Below are 20,046 nucleotides of genomic sequence, written 5' to 3'. Positions count from 1 at the left end.
AAAACATCATACAGTTAATTGACATACTGTCTGAGAATGCTAATGTTCGCCCAGGGCGGGCGAGAAGGGCGATGACACGTGGCGGCGCGTTCGCAGATCAGAGTGGCCGAGCGGATCGAGCTGGCGGAACCGCCGGAGCGCATCTGGGCCTTCCTCCAGGACATCGGCGCGGTCGCCGACTGCATCAGCGGCGCCGAACTCTGGGACCACCTCGAGTCCGGCGCCTACACCGGCAAGATGCGGGTCGAGCTGGGACCAACCGCGATCGACTTCGTCGGTGAACTGAGCCTGGAGATCTCGGACGAACTCCGCGAGGGCCGGCTGGTGGCCAAGGGCGCGGATCGGCGCGGCACGAAGGCACGCTCGACGGTCACCTATCGGATCGTTACCGAGGGCGACGCGAGTCGCTGTGTGCTCTCGGTCGAGGGAAGCGTCGAGGTTCTGGGCCCACTCGCCCCGTTCGCCCGCACCGGCGGGCAGCACCTCGTGAAACGGATGACCCGCGACTTCGTCGAGAACGTCGCTCACGTATTCGGCGCCGAACCCGATCGCAGCCGACGCCCCGCCGCCGAAGCGGGTTCGCGAACGAACCGGTTCCAGCGCATCGTGCAGGCGCTCAGACGCCTCTTCTCACGCCGGCCCGGCGCCGCGCGTCAACTGGATGGATCGGTCCGATGACTGTCTTCGAGGACATCGCTGCGGTATTCGTCGACGAGGGCGCCCATGAGGTGTTCGGCATGGTCGGCGACGGGAACGTGGACTTCTGCGTGGCCCTCGCTGCCCACCCGCACGTTCGGTTCCACCACGTGCGGCACGAAGGACCGGGCGTGACGATGGCCGACGGCTGGGCCAAGGCCGTCGGCGGCGTCGGTGTCGCCACCGCGACGCAGGGTCCGGGCGTCACGCAGCTCGGTACGGCTCTGGTCGCGGCGGCCCGCCTCCACGTGCCGGTGGTCGTGTACGTCGGGGACCTGGGCGTCGGCGGAGACGTGCAGTCGTTCGACCAGCGACAGTGGGTGCTGAGTTGCGAGAGCGGCTACGAGAGCGTCACCGAGGCCGAGACCGCGGTCGAGATCACGCGGCGAGCGTTCCGGCGGGCGCGCGACGAACGTCGCCCGATCGTGCTGGGCGTGCCGCCGAGCCTGACCTCCGACGACGAATGGGACGACGAGTCGGCGGGCGAGCAGACGGTCGATCGGCCGGCCCGATCGGCTCAGCGCATCGCGCCTGACCCGGATCGGCTGGCTGAGGCGGCCCGCCTGATCGCCGGCTCGTCGAGGCCGGTGATCCTGGCCGGCAAGGGCGCGGTCGACAGCGATGTCCGTGACCTGGTGCTTCGGCTGGCCGAGCGAACGGGCGCACTGCTCGCCACGACCCTGCTGGCGAAGAACTGGTTCGCCGGCGAGAAGCGCAACGCGGCGATCGCGGGGCTGTACGCCCATCACACGGCGGTCGAGATGTTCGCGCAGGCCGACTGCGTGATCGGACTCGGGACGAGCTTCGACTCGTTCACGCTCGAGCGCGGCTACATGTTTCCCGAGGCTAAGTTCGTACACGTCGACCGCCGCGACCCCTACCCGATGGGTACCGGTGAGTACGCGGACGCCTACGTCCAGGGAGACGTCGGGGTGGTGACGGGCAGCCTGCTCGAGGCCTTGGCCGACGCCGAAGTCCGCTGTGACTGGGCCGCCGACGTCGAGCAGCGACTGGTCAGCGCACCGATCGACGACAAGCCGATCGCACTGGAGCCGAACCGTTGTGACCCGCGGGCGGTGATGGTTGAGATCGACGACGTCCTTCCCGAAGCGGCTCTCGTGGTCGGAACCGGTCACTTCTGGACGATCGCGATCGCTCATCTGCAACGTTTCCGGTGGCCGTTCACCGCGACCTACGGTTTCGGCAGCATCGGCAACGGACTGCCGGTCGGGATCGGTTTCGCCGCCGCGCTGAAGGAGCGTCCGGTCATCCTGATCGAGGGCGACGCCAGCATCCGCATGCACATCCAGGAGCTGGAGCCGGCCCGCGCGGCCGGACTGCGGATGTGCGTGGTCGTCATCAACGACGAGGCGATCGGAGCCGAGTTCCACAAGATGCGCGCGCACGGCCTCGAGACCGATCTTGCGGTGCAGCCGGGCCCGGATCTGGTGGCGATAGCCAAGGCCTTCGGCTGGACGGCCGTTCGGGTCGAGTCCTCCGGTGGAGTCCGCGAGGCCATCGGGCGATGGAACCCCGCCGACGGCCCGATGCTGATCGACGTTCGCGTTTCCAGAAATGTGACGAGCCGGGTGTACCGCACCCTCTACTTCGGAGAAAGCGACTGATGGCCAAGCTTCGACACATCGCGATTGCGACTCGGACGCCGGCCGAGGACGCCAAGTTCTACGAGGACACGTTCGGTTGGCAGCGGTTGGCCGGCCCGGCTGATCACCCGCTGGGACGCTTCGTGGTGGTGACCGACGGGACCGTGAACATCGCCTTCGTCGACTTCAGCAGCGACCAGATCGGCAAGGGTCCGGCCTACACGGGCTTGCACCACATCGGCGTTCTCGTCTCCGACGGTGAGCAGGCCGCCGATGACATCCAGTCCCATGGCGGCCGCCGCCTCGACTTCGAAGGTGGCGACGATGGCGGATTCGAGGTCAAGTTCGTGGGACCGTCGGGCCTGGTCTTCGACATCGCCGAGCACCCCTGGCTGGGCACCTCGCTCTAGCGGTCGAGGGCTCGAGGCCGACCGGTGCACAGCATCGGCGACGGACTCCGCTCGACCGGGAGCGCTGATAGCTCCTGACCTGAGTCCCTGACAGCGTTCGTGAGGACGTTGTCGGGTGAAGGAGGTCAGGGTGTCGGAGTTGCTTGCGCAGGCGTTGCCGGGGTCGGCGTTGGTCGTGGCGTTCGATCCGGGCAAGGTGGCGCATCGGGTGTGGTTCAGCACTGGCGATGCCGCGTTGCTTACCGAGCCGGTGTCTGTGCCGGCGCTGCGTGCGGGGTTGGACGAGGTCGCCGCGGCGATCCGCCGCTTGTCCGGGCCGGCTGGCGCTGTGGTCGCGATCGAGGCGACCGGCGCGCTGCATGGTCCGTGGGTGCGCGCGTTGGAGCAGCGGTCCCGTCCGCGGTGCGGGTGTTCGCGCCGTCGGAGACCGCGACCGCGCGGGCGCAGCTCGGCTCCCAACGGTTCAAGTCCGACGATCGCGACTGCGCCGCGCTGACCTATCTGGCCCGTCAGGGTCAGGGCTGCCCGGTGGTCGAGGACCCGGTCGAGGCGATGCGGGCAGCGGTGCGCTATCGCCGCGGCGTGGTCGCCGACCGCAAGATTGCGCAGCAGCGGATGCACGACCAGCTCAACGCCTGTGCCCTGGCCTGTCCGCACCAGAGGGCCACGGACGGGTCCTCGAGTTGGAGGACAGCTCCGGGCAGGCAGTGCTGGCCTGCGCGGTCGCCTATGCCGGCCGCGCACCCTCGGCCCGCTCGCTGCAGGCCCGCGCGCCCGGGCGGCTGCTCGCCAGCAACGCCCGCTACTGGGCCGAACGGTGGAAGCAGTGCCTGCCACGGCCGCCGGATGCGGCGGTGCGGGCCGAACGGCTGGGCCGAAGCATCGCCCGCTGGCAGGCCATCCGCGCCGACATCGTCGCCGTCGAGACCGAGATCGAGGCGCTGCTGGCCGCCACCGCCAGGCAGGTACAGACCACCCTGCCCGACGTCGGCGTGATCCGCGCCGTCGGCTTCGCCGCGTTCTCCCTGCCGATCGAAGGCTTCCCGACCGCCGAGCATCTCTACCCGGCCACCGGGCTCGCGCCGGCGCGCTATCAGTCGGCGACGATCAACCGCACCGGCCGGATCTCGCGCACCGGACTGGCCGAACACCGCGACGCACTCATGGGCATCGCCTGGGGCCTGTCCCAGTACTGCGGACCGTTCGCAGAACGCGACGCCGAGCTGCGCGCCCGCGGCATGGCTCCCATCCAGGCCCGCGTCGCGCTGGCCCGACACGCCTGCCGACTGACCTACCGGATGCTGCGCACCCAGCAGCCCTTCGACGAAGAGCGCTACCGTCAAGGCAGGCACCCGAGCGGACGGTGACTTGCTGCGCTATGCCGCTCGACGGCGCAACCTAGCTTTGCCGCCCGCCCGCTCGGGCCCGCTCACGGCGAACACGAAAGCCTGCCCCGCGAGGGCGACTGATCAGCCAGCCGACTACAGCGGCCCCCACCCGCCACGACACCAGCGCATCCACTCAGCACCGGTCTTGACAACCGGTGCGCGCCAGCACGCCCAAGATCGAACTTGACTGGCGGGCTGAAGTTAGCGCAGGACCGCGGGCGATGCGGCGCGGGCCGCGGCCTGTTCGGCGGCAACGAGACCGGTGACCGAGCCGAGGGCCAGGCCGCCGCCGTAGCCATGCGCGAACGTGCCGCCGCTGTCGGCGCCTGCCGCGTACAGACCCGAGATCGGCACCCCACGCGTGTCCAGGACGCGCGTGCTGTCATCGATCCGCAGACCGCCCATAGTGAAGGTAATCGCCGGCTGCGCCTCGACCGCGTAGAACGGAGCCTGGGTGAGCGGCCGGCGATAGTTTGTCCGCGGCGGGTCGGTGCGACCGTCCTCGGTCGTCATCGCCTCGTTGTACGCATCGATCGTGCGCAGGCACTGCTTCGCGTCGAACCCCCAGCCGGACACGGAGTCGCACAGGTCGGCCCAGGAGTCGGCGACGGCGACCCGTCCGCCCACTCGCTCGGCCTCGGCGATCCGATCGATCACCTCCAGCCCCCGTGCTCCTGACGCGGCCTGCGCGAGCGTCGTGTGAATGTGCTCGTCGAACAGGACCGCAACCCGGGGCTGAGGCTCTTGGAGCGCGGCCTGGGCACAGACCGGGTAGCCGTTCGACTCGTCGGTGATCCGGTGGCCCAGCTTGCCCACGACGACGCTCTGCATGCAGTACCACTGCGAGAGCCGCACGAAGTCCGCCTCGCGCAGCACCTCGAGCGGCGAGACCATCAGATGTCCGTAGAAGCCGTCCATGTGACGCGAGGTCGCCGCTCCGGCCTCCAGGCCGAGGCGCAGTCCGGCGCCGTCGCTGACGGGATTGGAGCGCACCAGCATCCGGCGGGCGTTCGCACCGAGGTAGCGTGCTCGGGTCTCGGCGTCGCCCTGGAATCCACCGGTGGCCAGCAGGGTCGTTGTCGCGTGCACGTCGTAACTGCCATCGCGGTCCACGACCGCCGCTCCGATGACGGCGCCGTCGTCGACGATCAGGTGGTCCACCGTCGCGTCGGTGACGACCCAGCCACCTGCCTTGGTCACCTGGCGCTCGCAGGCTCGCAGGTAACCGATGACGTCGATGAGTCGGCCGAGGCCGTAGATGAGCACGGGGGTGGGTTCGTCGACCTCGATCCCAAGACCGCGCACCCACGTCAGCACCTCGGGGAAGCGGGCGAAGAACACGTCGATGAGCGCTGGATCGCCCAGCGGATCGATGGCGGCCAGAGCCTCGCGGGATGCCGGTTGCCACAGCACGCCGCCGGACATCGCCGCGGATCCGCCGGTAGCCGGCCCCCGCTCCACCAGCGCGACGGAGCATCCGGCGGCGGCCGCTCGTGCGGCCGCGGTCAGTCCGGCCATGCCTGCGCCGATTACGAGGAAGTCGACTGCGAGTTGATTGGTCGTCACGGGCAAATGTTAGACGATTGGTTCGATGCAAGACCAGCCCCGGCGCCATCGGAAGGGCCTGGACCGAACATGGTCACTCCTGTGGCCCGTCCCCGCGTGGCGGCGGGTGCGCAGGCTAGATGTCATACAGTTGAGTATTTAGAAGGATGGTCTTAGGATTCGGCTAATCGCGCGTCGAGTGTGCGCGCGCCCCGTTGCCACCAGATTGGTACTTCGATGAAGCAGACGAACCCGCCGGTTGAGATTCTCTCCGAGTTCCCCAAGATCATCTCTGTCGATGATCATGTCGTGGAACCGCCGAATCTCTGGACCGACCGCCTGCCCGCGAAGTATCACGAAGAGGGGCCGCGTGTCATTCGCGGCCGCGCCTACCCGGACGAACTGGCTGCCGCGACCAACGGCGGCTCGTACGACTATTCGAAGGCGTTCACTGACGACCCGTCGGCGCCCGAGATCGACTCCTGGGTGTACGAGGGCACGATCGTCCCGAACATCCGCCTGGGCTCGGCGGCGGGATTCAGCCGGGACGAGATGATCGCCTACCCGATCACCTTCGACGGAATGCGGCCGGGTTGCTACGACCCCGTCGCGCGGATGAAGGACATGGACTCGGCCGGGATCGAGGCATCGCTGTGTTTTCCGAACATGTTCGTCCGCTTCTGCGGACAGCGCTTCCTGCACGCGAAGGACAAGGACCTCGCCAAGCTGTCGGTCGAGGCCTACAACGACTGGATCATCGACGAGTGGACAGCGGGTTCGAGCGGTCGGCTCGTCCCACTGGCGATCGTACCGATGTGGGATCCGGAGCTGGCGGCCGCCGAGGTCCACCGCGTCAGGGCTCGTGGCGTCAATCAGATCTGCTTCTCGGAGAACCCGACCAAGCTCGGCCTGCCCTCCATCTACACCGACCACTGGGATCCGTTCTTCCGGGCCTGCGACGAGACGCAGAGCGTGCTGCAGGTGCACATCGGATCCAGCTCCAGCATGCCGACCACGTCGGACGACGCGCCGGCGGCCGTCGGGAACACGCTGACCTTCGTGAACGCTGCGGGCTCGATCCTGGACTGGATCTTCTCCGGCCGACTCGCCACCTACCCGAACATCGATCTCTCCTTCGCCGAGGCCCAGGCCGGGTGGCTGCCGTACGTGCTGGAACGGGCCGATGTCGTGTTCGACTACAACCGCGCGTGGAACAACGCCTCGTCCGCTCTCACCTTGCCGCCCAGTGAGATGTTCCGTGAGCGCATGTATGCCTGCGTGTTCGAGGACGCCCACGGGCTGCGGTGCCTGGACGAGATCGGCGCCGACAATGTCGTGTTCGAGACCGACTACCCGCACGCCGACAGCACCTGGCCCGAGTGCCGAGAGGTCGCCGAGCGCCTGACGAAGGACCTATCGGATCTCAACCGATGGAAGGTTCTCCGGGGCAACGCCATCCGGATGCTCAAGCTCGAGCTCCCCTACTGATCGTTCGTACCGGCAAACGTGCCCCGTCCACCCGCCCACGGCTCGTCCGCCGGCACCGGGTCGTCACCAGAAAGCGGTCATGAGCCAGACAATCATCCAAGCGGTCCTCAACGAGGATGTCCGTACCGACGCCGTACCCGGCGTCCCGATCCTGCCGCACCAGGTGCGGCAGGAGATGGCCGGAGCACTGGGCGCGGGCGCCTCGGTGATCCACTTCCACGGGCGCACGCCTAGTGGGGGACAGGCACCCGACGACACGGCGTACTACGTGAGCGCGCTGCAGGGTCTGACCGACCTGAACTCGCTGAACTGGTACCCACCGCAAGGGCACGGCGTGAACGGGCGGTCTCGCTGGCGTTTCCTTCCTGATGTGCAGCGGGTGGTGGGGATGAACCTGATTTCGATCGACCCCCATCTGTTCGACATGATGGATGTCGATCCCGGGACCGGAGCTATCAAGCCGAGTTGGATGGCCAAGCTCGAGTCCTCCGAATCGGCGGGCGAGCCGGAGTCGCCGCTCGCGCAATGGCTCTGGTTCTGCGCCGAAGCCCGCCGTCTCGAACTCAAACCGCTGTTCGGAGTCTTCGAGCCGGGCACCCTGCGAAAGATCGTCACCTGGTGGCGCAACGGGCTGGTCGATGGTCCAGTCGTGCTGAACCTGTTCCTGACCGAACGCTTCCACTTCGGGCTCGATCCGATTGCGGAGAGTCTCGATCGGCTTCGGGCGATGATTCCGGCCGACATGCCCTACGAATGGTTCTGCTGTCCGATCGGAGTCGCCGCAGACACCGAGCGTCGCCTGCAGCAGCACGCCGTCCGTACCGGCGGCCACCTACGAGTCGGCCTCGGCTCGCCGCCGATCGAAGGTTTCGCCCCGGAGGCGTCGAATGCATCGGTCGTGCGCGCAGCGGTCGAGCTCGTGCGGTCGCAGGGCGGTCAGGTCGCGTCCGCCGACGACGCGCGGCGCATCCTTGGTGTCGCCCGTTCTCTCGACGGAGCGGCCCGATGATCGACCCGGCTACGACGGAGGCCGTGCGCTCGCTGCTTGCGCCGGCGTCCGTGGCCGTCGTCGGCGCATCGAGCCGACTGGAGTCGATGAGCGGCGCGTCGCTGGTCAATCTCGTCGACCACGGCTACCGCGGGCGCATCGTCGCGGTCAATCCCCGGCACGAGACACTGTGCGGGGTGCCGTGTGTCCCGACCCTCGATGCGCTCGGCGAGCCCGTCGACACCCTCGTGGTCGTCACGCCGGCGGCCGTGGTGCCCGACGTGCTTCGCGCCGCCAAGGGTCGGGCCTCGAGCGCCACCGTGGTGACAGCCGGCTTCGGCGCTCTCGGACTGCAACAGGACCTCGAGGATGCCATCGCCGCGAGCGGCCTGCGGATCCTGGGCCCGAACACCGCGGGGCTGATCAACGTCGCGGCGGCGTACTGCCCTCGGGCGGCTCGTAACCAGCTCCGCGAGTTCCGGACGGGTCCGGTGGCGTTGGTGACGCAGAGCGGCGGGCTCGGCAACGTCGTGTTCAACCGGGCTCAGGCGGCCGGTCTCGGGATCGGTTACAGCGTGGCCACCGGCGATGCCATCGACCTGTCCGTCTGGGACTTCGTTGACTTCGCGTTGGCCGACCCCGGCCTGACGACGGTGATGCTCGCGATCGAGAGCGGCATCGATCCCGATCGGCTGATCGCCAGTAGCGCGATGGCTCTCGAACACGGTAAGTCGTTGCTCCTGCTGGCGATGGGCGTCGGAGACGTGGCGCGGCAGGCAGCGGCGACGCACACCGGCGCGGTGGCCGGCTCGCACGACGTCGAGCTCGCCGTCGCCCGCGAGCTCGGGGTGACGGTCGTGGACGACGTCGACGCACTCTGGCAGGCAGCGGCGGCCTTGGCGCGATGGGACATGCGGGCACCGCTCTCCGGACGCCGTTCGCTGGGCGTGATCAGCATCTCCGGCGGCATCGGGGTCGCCGCGGCCGACGCGGCCGAGCACGCCGGCTTCGAGCTCCCGGCGCTCGACCCTGAGGACGAGGCGCGCATCTCGAGCATGTTGTCCCTCGGCCGGGCGGGGAACCCGCTCGATCCGACCGGCGAGATGCTCACCAAACCCGAACTGTTCCGTGAGGTCGTCCAGGTCTTCGACCGTAAGGGACGGTACGACGGCATCCTTGTCGCGCTGCCCACGCTGCAGGACGTCGCGGCGCACCAGGTCATCCCGCCCTTGCTGGCCGGGCTGGGCGGCAGGGAGGGGTTGGCCGGGAGAGTTCTCGTGTCGACCTACCTGGCCGGAAACGAGAGCGAGACGGCGCGCCGGCTGCTCGAGGACGCCGGCGTGCTGACGCTCGACGGCCTGCCTCAGGCGGTAAGCGCTCTGCACGCGGTCTTCGATCGCTGGGAGCTCGCGGGTGGGCACGCCGCGGACCGGCTGGCGGCGGCCCGACGATGGACCTTGTCGCCCCGCGAACCGGGCGCGGTTCTCGGCTACATCGATTCACGGCGGGTTCTGCAGCAGATTGGGGTCCCACTGGTCGAGGCCGTCGTGGTGCACGACGAGGGCGACGTCCGGGAGGCGTTCGCGCAGCTAGGACCCCGGGTGGTGCTCAAGGCATCGTCGGCTGCGACTCCGCACAAGTTCAAGGCCGGTCTGGTGAAGCTGGGTATCACGGAGGCGGACGGCGCGGTGCGGGCCTGGGAGCATCTCGCCGATAGGGGTGCCACCTTGCCCGACTTCGACGGCGTCGTCTGTGAGCGCGCGGCCGTTGACGGGTTGGACCTGCTGGTGGGAGGGGTAGCCGAACCGCGCTTCGGTCCGGTCGTCGGCATCGGTACGGGCGGCTGGTTCGCCGAATCAATGGGGGACACCACGCTTCTGCCGGCGCCACTCAGCGAAGGGGCGGTCAGTCGGGCACTTCGCCGCACGCTGCCCGGAGGGCTGCTGGCCGAGGATCGGCCGTCGGTCTTCGCCGCGCTGGTCGAGACCGTTGCCCGGATATCGGCTGCCTTCGCGGCGACGGCCACGATCGCCGGGTTCGACGTGAACCCGGTCCGGATCGATACCGATGGCGGTATCAGCGCACTTGACGCCCTGGTGATCGAGAGTGCGCCGTCGGCCGTCATTCACTGATCACGTGCGCCGCTATCGAGGCACTGGGCGTAGTTCCCTGTAGCGTGGCGGCACGCTTCGATCGACGGGATGGCACGCGTGATCGACCTGCCCCGGCTCCGCCACGTGCTTCTGGTCGCGCGCGAAGGGAGCTTCGTGCGCGCTGCCCAGGTCATCAACATGTCGCAGCCGGCTCTGACGCGAAGCGTGCAGGCCACCGAGCGGCAGTTCGGCATCAAGATCTTCGACCGGAGCCGTTCGGGGGCCATTCTCACGCGGGCCGGGCTGCAGTTCATCGCCCTAACCGAGGACTTCGTGCGGCGATCGGAGGAACTGGAGTCAGAGCTGCGCGTGGTGAGCTCCGGGGGCGCCGGTTCCGTCTCGTTCGGACTCGGGCCACTCGCTGCCAACCTCTATCTCCCCGAGTTGGCCGACCTCGTGTTCGCGCAACGAATGCGCGCCGTCGTCCGGGTGGACAACGACGCGGCCTTGCGTCGACTGCTGCTCGACGGTGAGATCGCCTTCTACGTAGGCGGAACCTGGCCGGGAGCTAGTGAGTTCGCCGTCTCGAGCCGGCTGCGCATCGAGAGCGTCAGCATGGCTCCGACTTACGGTCTGCTCGTGCGCAAGGACCATCCCTTGCTCCGGGGCTCGGACTTCTCCGCGCGTCAACTCGGCCGCTACCCGGTCATCGGGTCGAGTCCCATCCGACGGATCCTGGACGACACCGTGCTGGCCTCGCTCGGCCTGCAGATCCCCAGTCTCGAGGCGGACAACTACCGCCTGCTCGCGGAGATCGGCGGGCGCTCGGACGCGCTCGTCCTCGCCCCGGTGCTGCTGTCCGGATCCCGGTGGGCCGCGGACCTCGTCGCGCTCCCGGTTCAGCTACCGAGCGACCGGGCCAACCTGGAGGCCTGCCTCGTGACGGTCGAGAGTTCGCCCCTGAGCCCGCTCGCGCGGGTGGTCGCCGACCGTCTCATCGCGTTGCTCAAACGAGCTGCCGTCGGCAAGTTCCCGGGAGATTGAGTCGCGGGGAGGCCGAGTGCATTTGGCGCGGTCGGGCTTCGGCGATCACCTGCGGTGCGAGAACCGCCATGCGCCGAACGCATGTGTCGCGGTCCAACTTGCATTGGACAGCGTAGGAGCGCCGGAGTTCACTGCTGTCGAGGGCCAACGAGGGCCGGCAGGCACCTCGGCCAGACCAGCGGAAGGATGGCTGATGAACCACAGGATGCTGCGCGCCGAGGCCGACTACGACGCCCCCACGCCGGCCTCGCCGGAGCTGCGGATCGTCGGATCGCAGTCTGCGGCGCCCCTGGACCGACTGGCCCGAGCAGTGGGCGACGGGCTGGCAGCGCGGACCGTCGAGCTGGCCGTGACGACGCCGGCCGGTGTTTGCCAGCGCGGTTCGTGGTCGGCCGGGGCGCGCGTCGCCGGATCCGTTCGCACCTGGAAGCACGCCGCTGGCGACCAGCGGGTGGAGATCCGGGTCCAGGTCACGGGATCCGCGGACGACAGATTCACGACCCTGGTCGCGGCCGCCGCCGCGGCGGTGGCCGAGTCGCTCGACGGGCCCGACCGATCGGCCGGCATCGAAGCGTTGACGAAGGAGCTGGCCCGCACGATCGACCGCACTGTCCTGATCCAGGATTCGCGCGCGCAGGAGTACGGCGGTTCGCCGCGGTGCTCGTCGGTACGCGCCACGCCGAACGAGACCGTCGTGTTGCCGGGCGAGGCGTGCCACACCTGGCCGCTCCAAGAGGACGGTGATCAGGTCGGTCGCTTGTGGCTCGGACGCGGGCGAGGCCTCGGTGCCCGGGATCTCGATCTGCTCGGTCGGGTCCGCGCCATCCTGGGTGTTGTACTTGCCGCTTGAGCGCGGCGCCCCGCAGGGTGCAGAGCAGTTCACTGTCTGACGCTAGAATATGCAGCCGACCGACAAATGGAGGCTGCGCGAATGGCGACCAAGTTCTCTCCGACGAGCGTCAAGCGGCCTCGGCTGCAGGTCGAGGACCAGCTTCGCGAGGCCATCGCGAGCGGGCAGCTCAAGCAAGGGGAGAAGCTGCCCAGCGAGGCGGCGCTCGCTGAGCTGTTCGGCGTGTCCAGAGTCACCGTGCGTGAAGCACTGCGCTCCTTGGGTGCATCGGGGCTCATCCACACCCAGCCCGGGGCGAGCGGCGGCAGCTTCATCCGCACGCTCGGCGCCGCCGAACTGGCCGAGATGATCGCCGTCCCGATTCGTGCCACGCTCGCGCTCGGCACGGTCAGCCGAGATGACATCCGGGTCGTGCGTGAGCTGCTCGAGGTTCCGGCCGCCCGGCTCGCGGCCACAAACCGCAGCGCGATGGACGTCACTGAGATCCGAGGTGCGCTCGATGCGAGCGACGCCGATGCTGAGAACGACAAGCCGAGCGCGGCCGCCTTCGGCGCACTGGTCGCGAAATCTACCCACAACGACGTGCTGTCCGCCCTGCTCGGCGCCATGCGACAGCTCACCGAACCGGTGGCGGACACGGACAGCGCGCGCGGCGCGAACTCGCCTACGCAGCGGGAGGTCCTCGAGGCGATCGCCGCCGGCGACCCGGATCAAGCGGAGAAGTGTTCGCGCCGGCATGTGCTCGAGTCGGCGCGCACGCCAGCATCAGCGAGCCCGAAGGCGGCCCGTAAGCGCGCGCCGAAGCGCGTCGCCGGAGCCCGGTGACCGCCAGGGTTGGATCAGCTGGCCCTGGCTAACTGTCAGACCGGTTGGGTTGAGGCAGGCTGCGCGCGCCTCGGGCGGGACGAAATTGGCGCTACGTGGCAGAGTTGTCCCTACGATTCCACCAGCCGGCTAGCTGATTTGCGTTCGGACTTGCTATAGAGTCCGAGTCGAGCGTCTTGATGTCTGATGTAAGATAAATGCGATTTCTAGCGCCGAGGTGACTGCGTGGTTGCGCCAACCGGATTCAACCCCAAGAGTGTCAAGCGCCCACGCCTGCAGGTCGAGGAGCAGCTGCGGGAGGCGATCACGACCGGCCAGTTGCAGCAGGGCGACAAGCTGCCGAGCGAGGCCGAACTTGCCGAGCTGTTCGGGGTGTCGAGGGCGACCATCCGTGAGGCGCTCAGGTCGATCGCCGCCTCGGGCCTGATCCTCACGCAGCCGGGCGCGACCGGCGGTAGCTTCGTGCGCCAGATCGGCCCGACGGAACTGGCGGAGATGATCGCCGCGTCGATGCGGGCGACGCTGTCGCTTGGGACCATCGACCACGATCAGATCTCCATGGTTCGCGAGATCCTCGAGATCCCGGCCGCTCGGTTGGCGGCGACCAACCGCACCGAGGACGACGTAACCGCGATCCGCAACGTGCTCGACTCCGAACGGGTTATGACGTTCGAGGATCCCGCGGTCCCCCCGCTCGACGCCAAGTTCCACTATCTGGTCGCGCGGGCGACGCACAACGACGTGTTGGCCGCCCTCCTGGGCGCGCTGCACGACCTGACCCAGCCGGTTCGATTGGTGCGGCACTCTGCCGAGAGCGCGCGCGAAGCCGTCCGGCAGCATCGAGACATCCTGGAGGGGATCGCCGAGGGCGACCCCGATCGGGCCGAGCGGGCCACGCGGTCACATCTGGCGCATCTGGCCAGCGTGGCGCAGGGTGCGCCAAGTACCCGTCGCCCGGCCTCGGCCCGGCGCGCTCGATAGGTCATTTTTCGGCCGACACCTAGCCTCTTCGCGTTCCATATAATAGCCTGACAATTGATGTATGGCAGATGGGCCGCGGATCAGCGCGGTCGCTAGTTGACCAGGAGCAGGCTGTTGTCGACCGACCAGGACCAGCAGGCAGGCTTTCTCTCGGACGTCCGGATCGTCGAAGTCGCAGACGAACTCGGCGAGTTCTGCGGACGACTGCTCGGTGGGCTCGGTGGCGATGTCATCAAGATCGAGCCGCTCGGAGGCGAACGCACGCGCGCGTTCGGGCCGTTCCTCGACGACATCCCGCACCCGAACCGGAGTCTGCACTTCTGGCACTACAACTTCGGCAAGCGTGGCGTCGTCCTCGACCTGGACGCAACCGAGGATCGGGATCGATTCCTGGAGCTGGTGGCCGACGCCGACGTGCTGATCGACTCACGCCCGCGCGGTTACCTCACCGACCGGGGACTGGGGCCGGACGTACTGGCCGAGCGCAATCCGGGTCTGGTCCAGGTCCGGATCAGCCCGTTCGGCGACACCGGTCCGTGGGCGGACTACCAGGGGAGCGACCTGATCCACCTGGCGCTCGGCGGCGTGATCATGAACTGCGGGTACGACCCGGAGCCGGACGGCACGTACGACGCGCCGCCGGTGGCTCCGCAGATGTGGCAGGCCTACCACATGGTGGGCGAGCTGGCCGCGATGCAGGTGATCGTCGCGCTCCTCAGCCGTCAGCGGTCCGGTCGCGGACAGCGACTGAGCGCGTCGGTGCACCAGGTCGTCAGCGGTAACACCGAGACCGACGTGCCGGATTGGATCTTCAACCGGGTTCCGCACGGACGGCTGACCTGCCGCCACTCCTTCGGCCGGCGGACCGACGGTTCGGCCAGTGCGGCCGGAGTTATGACGCCCGGCGTCTCCCGCACGAAGGACGGCCGGTGGATTCTGCCCTACCGCACCTACCTGCGTGGCTTCGGATCGACGGTGTCGACGATCGCCAAGGTGCTGGCGTCGTACGGGCTGGCGGACGATCTCGCCGATGAGAGGTACGCCGACCCGGCGGTGCTGCACCGCCCGGAGAACCTGTTCCACGTCGACGCGGTCGTCGATCGTTTCGTGCGCAGCTTCACCTATGACCGGGACCTGTGGTTGGAGGGCCAGGCGGCGGGCATGGCGTGGGCGCCGGTGCGCCGTCCGGAGGAGAACGTCGGCGATGCCCATTGGCTAGCGCGCGACACCTTCACCGACGTCGAGTTCCCCGAGCTCGGTCGGGCCTTCACCCACGTCACCTCGCGGTGGTTCTGCCCGGACGCGGGGTGGCGCACGGGCCCGCGCGCCCCGATGCTCGGCGAGCACACCGAGAGCGTGCTCGCCGAGGTGGCCGCGCGTGCGACTCGTCCCCGGTCGATACCGCCCCCTACGTCAGGGCCGGGCCGGCTGAGCCCACGGGGCAAGCCCTTCGCGCTCGACGGTGTCCGGGTGGTCGACCTCAGCTGGTTCCTGGCCAGTGCCGGCGCCGGCCGATTCCTTGCCGCGCACGGTGCCGAAGTCATCAAGGTCGAGCACGAGAGCCGGCTCGACGGAATGCGAGGCGGTCTGGGGACCGCGCCGGACGGCGGCCGGGCCGAGCGCGACCGGGCGACCGGGCCGCTGACCCCGACGCCTACGACGAGTGTCAATCGCAGCGGCGCCTTCATGGACATCAACGCCGGCAAGCTGGCGATGAGCCTAAACCTCAAAGCTCCCCGAGCACGGGAGCTGCTGCTCGAACTGGTTCGTACCGCCGACGTCCTCGTCGAAGGATTCTCGCCCGGGACCATGGACCGGATGGGTCTCGGCTACGACGTGCTGCGGTCGGTGAAGCCCGATCTCGTTTACGTACAGCAGAGCGGCATGGGCCAGCACGGAACGTACCGCGGCTTGCGGGCGTTTGGGCCGACCGCCCAGGCGATGTCGGGGCTCAGCGACATGTCCGGCCTGCCGGAGCCCTACGGTCCGGCGGGCATCGGCTACTCGTACCTCGACTGGTTCGGCGCATACCAGATGGCTCTGGCCGTGTTCGCGGCGCTGTACCGGCGGCACGCGACCGGTCGCGGTTGCTGGATCGACTCGTCCCAGGTGGAAGCCGGCCTCTATCTGACCGGCACGGCGGTGCTCGATCACAGCGCGAACGGCCGCAGTTGGCAGCGCATCGGCAATCGATCGCCCTACCGGCCGGCAGCTCCGCACGGCGTCTACCCGACGGACGGTCTTGACCGGTGGATCGCGATAGCGGCGTTCACGCAGGAGCACTGGATCGCGGCCACGCGCGTTCTCGGCCGGGTCGAGTGGACGAACGACGCCGACTTCGTCAGCCTGGCCGATCGGATACAGCACCAGGATCGTCTCGACGCGTTGATGGCCGGCGCCACGCGGGACTGGGAGCCGTTCGCATTGATGGCTGCGCTGCAGGCCGCTGGTGTGCCGGCGGGCGTCTGCCAGACCGCTGAGGATCGCTGCGACACCGATCCGCAGTTGGCGCACCTGGGCTGGCTGGTCGAGCTGGACCAGGCCGAGATCGGGCGGTGGCCGGTCAAAGAGGTGCCGGTCGCGTTCAGCGAAACGCCGCCGTACATCGGCGGACCGTTCGATCGCAGTGGACCGAACTACGGGCAGGACACCGAGCACGTGCTACGAGAGATCCTCGGGCTGTCCGCCGATGAGATCGCCTCACTCGCGCGGGAGGGTGTCCTCTGACTTCGGACGCAGCTTGGCGTGATCCCACGAAGCGACCTTGATCGGCTCGATCCACAGCACGATCCGGTTGTAGGTCGATGCCTGCGCATCGAACGTGGCGCCGTCGGGGCTGTAGCGATCGAAAAGCGATAGGGCCACGCGCACCTTGACCTCGGGCCGGTCATCGGCGCGCGGCGTGCCGATGAGGCAGACACCGCGCAGTTCGGTGTACGTCGTGCCGTCCTCCACGAGACCGGTGAGCCGCCCACCCCTGAGGGCGTTGACGACCTTCTGTGATCGACGTTTGGCCAGCACGGCAACCTGTCCGTCCAGGAGGGCGTACCACATAGCGGCCGAGTGGATGAAGCCGTCCTTGTCCACGGTCGAGAGGCACATCGTGTGCGGGCCAGAAAGGAAGTGCTGGATCTCCGCCTCGGACATGCGAACGAGCGCGCGCTGGTTGGCCATGGGGCTCCTTCGATCGGATCGGTGGCGATGCGGTCAGGCCGCCGCCCGGAGAATGAGACCGCTGGTGGCCAGGCCCGGACCAGAGGAGACGAGTGCGTGTCGCGCGGAGTCCACCTGATTGGCCGCGTTCCCGGTGAGTTGCCGAACGGCCTCGGTGATGGCGTTCATGCCGTGCAGATACCCCTCGGACAGGTGCCCGCCGTGGGTGTTGACGGGCAGCCGCCCGTCGATGCGGGTCTGGCCGTCGGCGACGAAGGTGGCACTGGTGCCGTCTTCGCAGAACCCGAAGGCCTCGAGCTGGAGCAGGACGAACGGCGAGAAGTGGTCGTAGAACTGGGCAACGTCGATATCGGATGGGCGAAGACCAGAGGCGTCGAAGAGCTGGCGGGCCACGGCGCGCGTCTCGGGGAGTTCGTAGATCCGCGGGCGATAGAAGTTTTTCAGGATCCCGCCGGTACCGCCGATCATGGCGCGGGCCGTGGCGAGGATCTCGACCGGCGTGCAGTCCAGCGTGGCCGCCAGGTCGGCACGGGTGACGACCACGGCCACTCCGCCATCGGTCTCCAGGCAGCAGTCGAACAGTCGAAGGGCAGGCTCCACGATCCAGGGCGAGTTCTGGTGATCTTCGACGGTGATCGGACGTTTGAAGAATCGCGCCTTGGGGTTCGTCGCCGCATACTGCCGCTGCGTCACGGCAACCGGAGCGAGGTCCTGATTGGTGAGGCCGAAGTCGGAGAGATAACGCGTCGTCAGCAGCGTGGCTCGCTGAGCCGGTGTGACCAGGCCATAGGGCAGATAGAGGTTCTCCGCTGGGGATGTCGTCAGGGGCCCTGGGCGCCCATACCGGGTTCCCGACCTCAGGTTGGCCGCTCGGTAGGCCACTACGACGTCGGCGAGGCCGGCGCGCACGGCCATGGCTGCGTCCTGGACGCTCGCGCAGCCGCCGCCACCGCCGTACGGCGTGATGGAGAAGTAGGTGAGCTCGGAGAGCCCGAGAGCCGTCGCCGTCGACACCGGGTCGTTTGGATCGACCGAGAACGTCACCAGGCCGCCGATCTGTCGACTGTCCAGACCGGCGTCCGCCATTGCCCGGCTGATTGCCTCCACCGCGAGCGACATGTTGCTGCGGCCGGAACTGGTCGAGAACTCCGTCGCGCCGATCCCGGCGATGACGGGTGTGATTTCGGCCGTCACGAGGCGCTCACCGGACGGAACCGAACCACGGTCGCTTCCGCCGTTACCGGGTCGAAGTACGCCTGCACCCTGAGGCCGATCTGCACATCGGCCGGCGCGACATCGACCAGGTTCGAGATCAACCGCACGCCCTCGTCGAGCTCCACGAGGACGATCACCGGGAAGTCGTGGATGAGGGGCAGCTCTTCCGGTCGGCGGGTGACGGCGAAGCTATAGACGTGTCCGGCACCGGCCGAGCTGATCGTCGTGTAGTCGGGCGATCCACACGCGGAGCAGCGGTACGCGGGCAGGAATCGTGGGTGGCCGCACCCGTCGCACAGCTGTAGGCGAAGCTGCCCGGCGCGGTAGCCGGCCCAGATGTACGCGGTTTCCGGAGTCTCGACGGGTGCGACGGCAGACACGGATGACCTCCTATAGCGGTTCATGTAATTAGACATTAGTCTGACACTTGACACTCAGTCATTAACTACTAGCTTGTAGTCGGAAGCGCAACGGCGAACACAGTTGGGGTGAGCGATGGGCGAGGGCCTGGCAATCGTTTCGGTCGACGATCACATCATCGAACCGGCCGGGGTGTGGCAGGACCGCCTGCCCAAGAGGTATCTCGAGGTCGGTCCGCGGGTGATCGTGCGGGACGTCGGCCCGGAGGACATCGAGCTGGCGGCGATGCTGCGCAGCCGCAACTTCACCGTCGACACCAAGCGGCCGGTCGAGCTGTGGGCCTACGAGGACACCCTGGTCCCCACATCTGCCAGTGGGCTCGGCGCCGTGGCCGGCCGAGAGCAGGACGAGTACGACTTCGCCCCGCGGAGTTTTGCCGAGATGCCGGCGGCGTACTACGAGCCGCTGGCGCGCGTGCGTGAGATGGACCGCGATGGAGTGCTCGGTTCCTTGGCGTTCCCGTCGTACCCGCGCTTCGCCGGCCAGATCTTCCTCGAGGCGAAGGACAAGGACCTCGCGCTGCTTTGCGTGCAGGCCTACAACGATTGGATGATCGACGAGTGGTGCGGCTCCGCGCCCGGCCGACTCATCCCGCTGTGCATCGTGCCGTTGTGGGACCCGCAGCTCGCGGTCGCGGAGATCGAGCGTACGGCGGCCAAGGGCGCACGCGGTATTACCTTCACCGAGAATCCTTGGAAGCTCGGGCTGCCGTCCATCCACGACGGCGCCGGCCATTGGGATCCGGTTTTTGCCGCTATGGCTGCCGCGGACCTACCGCTGTGCATTCACATCGGATCCTCGTCGGCGACCGTGATCACGGCGGACGACATGCCGCCGTCGGTCCGCGCCGGTTTCGTACCCTTCAACGGCCTGATCAGCTGCTTCGACTGGCTGCTCAGCGGGGTGTTCGTCCGGCACCCCCGGCTCAAGCTGGCGATCTCCGAGGGCGGCATCGGCTGGGTTCCCTTTGTGCTCGAGCGCGCGGACTGGACGTGGGAACACCAGCCGGACACCCGTGAGCGACTGCCCGAGCTGCCCAGCCACTACTACCACCAGAACGTGTACGGCTGCGTCATCCATGACCCGCACGGCATGGAGATCATCGAAAAGATCGGGATCGACAAGATCATGATGGAGACCGACTATCCGCACTCGGACTCCACCTGGCCGAACAGCATCCGATACGCGGACAAGGCCCTGGCCGGGCTGGACGCCCAGACCGCATACCAGATCTCCCGCGGGAACGCCGAGCGTCTTTTCCGCTTCAAGCCGAGTGCCCTGGGCAGCCTCTAAATGACCTCCGGTTACCGACCGGCGCCTGGGCG

Annotated in this window: 17 protein-coding genes; 13 read left to right on the top strand and 4 right to left on the bottom strand. The window is 68.2% G+C overall.

Annotation, left to right across the window (positions count from 1 at the left end):
• The first annotated feature begins 78 nt into the window (after positions 1-78).
• The 4 genes from M6B22_RS06300 to M6B22_RS06285 all read left to right on the top strand — a co-directional run bounded on the left by M6B22_RS06300 (position 79) and on the right by M6B22_RS06285 (position 4,077).
• Entirely contained in the window at positions 79-678 is a 600-nt protein-coding gene (locus M6B22_RS06300; RefSeq protein ID WP_269444924.1) for an SRPBCC domain-containing protein, read from the top strand.
• Entirely contained in the window at positions 675-2,321 is a 1,647-nt protein-coding gene (locus tag M6B22_RS06295) for a thiamine pyrophosphate-binding protein (protein ID WP_269444923.1), read from the top strand. Before M6B22_RS06300 ends, M6B22_RS06295 begins: the two co-directional genes overlap by 4 nt.
• Positions 2,321-2,710 carry a VOC family protein gene (locus M6B22_RS06290; RefSeq protein ID WP_269444922.1) on the top strand — a complete coding sequence of 130 codons (390 nt, stop codon included), beginning with the start codon at positions 2,321-2,323 and terminating at the stop codon, positions 2,708-2,710. The genes M6B22_RS06295 and M6B22_RS06290 overlap by 1 nt, the downstream gene beginning before the upstream one ends.
• A gap of 683 nt (positions 2,711-3,393) precedes the next feature.
• Positions 3,394-4,077 carry a transposase gene (locus tag M6B22_RS06285; protein ID WP_269444921.1) on the top strand — a complete coding sequence of 228 codons (684 nt, stop codon included), beginning with the start codon at positions 3,394-3,396 and terminating at the stop codon, positions 4,075-4,077.
• A 222-nt stretch (positions 4,078-4,299) separates the two neighbouring features.
• On the opposite strand, the gene M6B22_RS06280 is transcribed toward M6B22_RS06285, so the two are convergent.
• Positions 4,300-5,664 carry an FAD-dependent oxidoreductase gene (locus M6B22_RS06280; protein WP_269444920.1) on the bottom strand — a complete coding sequence of 455 codons (1,365 nt, stop codon included), beginning with the start codon at positions 5,662-5,664 and terminating at the stop codon, positions 4,300-4,302.
• 216 nt (positions 5,665-5,880) lie between these two features.
• On the opposite strand from M6B22_RS06280, the gene M6B22_RS06275 reads away from it, so the two are divergent.
• The 8 genes from M6B22_RS06275 (at position 5,881) to M6B22_RS06240 (ending at position 16,639) form a co-directional block, all read left to right on the top strand.
• Entirely contained in the window at positions 5,881-7,131 is a 1,251-nt protein-coding gene (locus tag M6B22_RS06275; RefSeq protein WP_269444919.1) for an amidohydrolase family protein, read from the top strand.
• A gap of 79 nt (positions 7,132-7,210) precedes the next feature.
• Positions 7,211-8,140: a 3-keto-5-aminohexanoate cleavage protein gene (locus tag M6B22_RS06270; RefSeq protein ID WP_269444918.1), complete on the top strand. Its 930-nt coding sequence runs from the start codon at positions 7,211-7,213 to the stop codon at positions 8,138-8,140.
• Entirely contained in the window at positions 8,137-10,251 is a 2,115-nt protein-coding gene (locus tag M6B22_RS06265) for an acetate--CoA ligase family protein (RefSeq protein WP_269444917.1), read from the top strand. Before M6B22_RS06270 ends, M6B22_RS06265 begins: the two co-directional genes overlap by 4 nt.
• A gap of 69 nt (positions 10,252-10,320) precedes the next feature.
• Positions 10,321-11,256 carry a LysR family transcriptional regulator gene (locus M6B22_RS06260; protein ID WP_269444916.1) on the top strand — a complete coding sequence of 312 codons (936 nt, stop codon included), beginning with the start codon at positions 10,321-10,323 and terminating at the stop codon, positions 11,254-11,256.
• Positions 11,257-11,449: 193 nt separating this feature from the next.
• Positions 11,450-12,106, top strand: a complete 657-nt coding sequence (locus M6B22_RS06255; protein WP_269444915.1) for a hypothetical protein — start codon at positions 11,450-11,452, stop codon at positions 12,104-12,106.
• A gap of 81 nt (positions 12,107-12,187) precedes the next feature.
• Complete coding sequence (locus M6B22_RS06250; protein ID WP_269444914.1) at positions 12,188-12,931, top strand: FadR/GntR family transcriptional regulator; 744 nt, start codon at positions 12,188-12,190, stop codon at positions 12,929-12,931.
• A 318-nt stretch (positions 12,932-13,249) separates the two neighbouring features.
• Positions 13,250-13,912, top strand: a complete 663-nt coding sequence (locus M6B22_RS06245; protein ID WP_331459792.1) for a FadR/GntR family transcriptional regulator — start codon at positions 13,250-13,252, stop codon at positions 13,910-13,912.
• Positions 13,913-14,026: 114 nt separating this feature from the next.
• Positions 14,027-16,639, top strand: a complete 2,613-nt coding sequence (locus M6B22_RS06240) for a CaiB/BaiF CoA-transferase family protein (RefSeq protein WP_269444912.1) — start codon at positions 14,027-14,029, stop codon at positions 16,637-16,639.
• Here M6B22_RS06240 and M6B22_RS06235 read toward each other — a convergent pair.
• Genes M6B22_RS06235 through M6B22_RS06225 form a run of 3 tightly spaced genes read right to left on the bottom strand, consistent with a single transcriptional unit; the run spans position 16,613 to position 18,681 of the window.
• Positions 16,613-17,086 (bottom strand): pyridoxamine 5'-phosphate oxidase family protein, encoded by a 474-nt coding sequence (locus M6B22_RS06235; protein WP_269444911.1) that lies wholly within the window; start codon positions 17,084-17,086, stop codon positions 16,613-16,615. The genes M6B22_RS06240 and M6B22_RS06235 overlap by 27 nt on opposite strands.
• 33 nt (positions 17,087-17,119) lie before the next feature.
• Complete coding sequence (locus M6B22_RS06230; RefSeq protein WP_269444910.1) at positions 17,120-18,280, bottom strand: thiolase C-terminal domain-containing protein; 1,161 nt, start codon at positions 18,278-18,280, stop codon at positions 17,120-17,122.
• Positions 18,277-18,681 carry a Zn-ribbon domain-containing OB-fold protein gene (locus tag M6B22_RS06225; RefSeq protein WP_269444909.1) on the bottom strand — a complete coding sequence of 135 codons (405 nt, stop codon included), beginning with the start codon at positions 18,679-18,681 and terminating at the stop codon, positions 18,277-18,279. The genes M6B22_RS06230 and M6B22_RS06225 overlap by 4 nt, the downstream gene beginning before the upstream one ends.
• A gap of 115 nt (positions 18,682-18,796) precedes the next feature.
• Here M6B22_RS06225 and M6B22_RS06220 point away from each other — a divergent pair, with 115 nt between their 5' ends.
• Positions 18,797-20,014: an amidohydrolase family protein gene (locus tag M6B22_RS06220; RefSeq protein ID WP_269444908.1), complete on the top strand. Its 1,218-nt coding sequence runs from the start codon at positions 18,797-18,799 to the stop codon at positions 20,012-20,014.
• The last annotated feature ends 32 nt before the right edge of the window (positions 20,015-20,046 follow it).

It is taken from the genome of Jatrophihabitans cynanchi, assembly GCF_027247405.1.
In the GTDB taxonomy this organism is placed as follows: Bacteria; Actinomycetota; Actinomycetes; order Mycobacteriales; family Jatrophihabitantaceae; genus Jatrophihabitans_B; species Jatrophihabitans_B cynanchi.
The sequence above is the reverse complement of the archived record's forward strand: the minus strand, read 5'-3'. Positions and strand labels throughout refer to the sequence as shown.

What these genes read in the sequence shown, in the direction of transcription:
- M6B22_RS06290 (WP_269444922.1), top strand. Translation starts at nt 2,321, where the DNA reads ATGGCCAAGCTTCGACACATCGCGATTGCGACTCGGACGCCGGCCGAG.
- M6B22_RS06275 (WP_269444919.1), top strand. Translation starts at nt 5,881, where the DNA reads ATGAAGCAGACGAACCCGCCGGTTGAGATTCTCTCCGAGTTCCCCAAG.
- M6B22_RS06250 (WP_269444914.1), top strand. Translation starts at nt 12,188, where the DNA reads ATGGCGACCAAGTTCTCTCCGACGAGCGTCAAGCGGCCTCGGCTGCAG.
- M6B22_RS06220 (WP_269444908.1), top strand. Translation starts at nt 18,797, where the DNA reads ATGGGCGAGGGCCTGGCAATCGTTTCGGTCGACGATCACATCATCGAA.
- M6B22_RS06295 (WP_269444923.1), top strand. Translation starts at nt 675, where the DNA reads ATGACTGTCTTCGAGGACATCGCTGCGGTATTCGTCGACGAGGGCGCC.
- M6B22_RS06260 (WP_269444916.1), top strand. Translation starts at nt 10,321, where the DNA reads ATGGCACGCGTGATCGACCTGCCCCGGCTCCGCCACGTGCTTCTGGTC.
- M6B22_RS06235 (WP_269444911.1), bottom strand. Translation starts at nt 17,086, where the DNA reads ATGGCCAACCAGCGCGCGCTCGTTCGCATGTCCGAGGCGGAGATCCAG.
- M6B22_RS06255 (WP_269444915.1), top strand. Translation starts at nt 11,450, where the DNA reads ATGAACCACAGGATGCTGCGCGCCGAGGCCGACTACGACGCCCCCACG.
- M6B22_RS06270 (WP_269444918.1), top strand. Translation starts at nt 7,211, where the DNA reads ATGAGCCAGACAATCATCCAAGCGGTCCTCAACGAGGATGTCCGTACC.
- M6B22_RS06265 (WP_269444917.1), top strand. Translation starts at nt 8,137, where the DNA reads ATGATCGACCCGGCTACGACGGAGGCCGTGCGCTCGCTGCTTGCGCCG.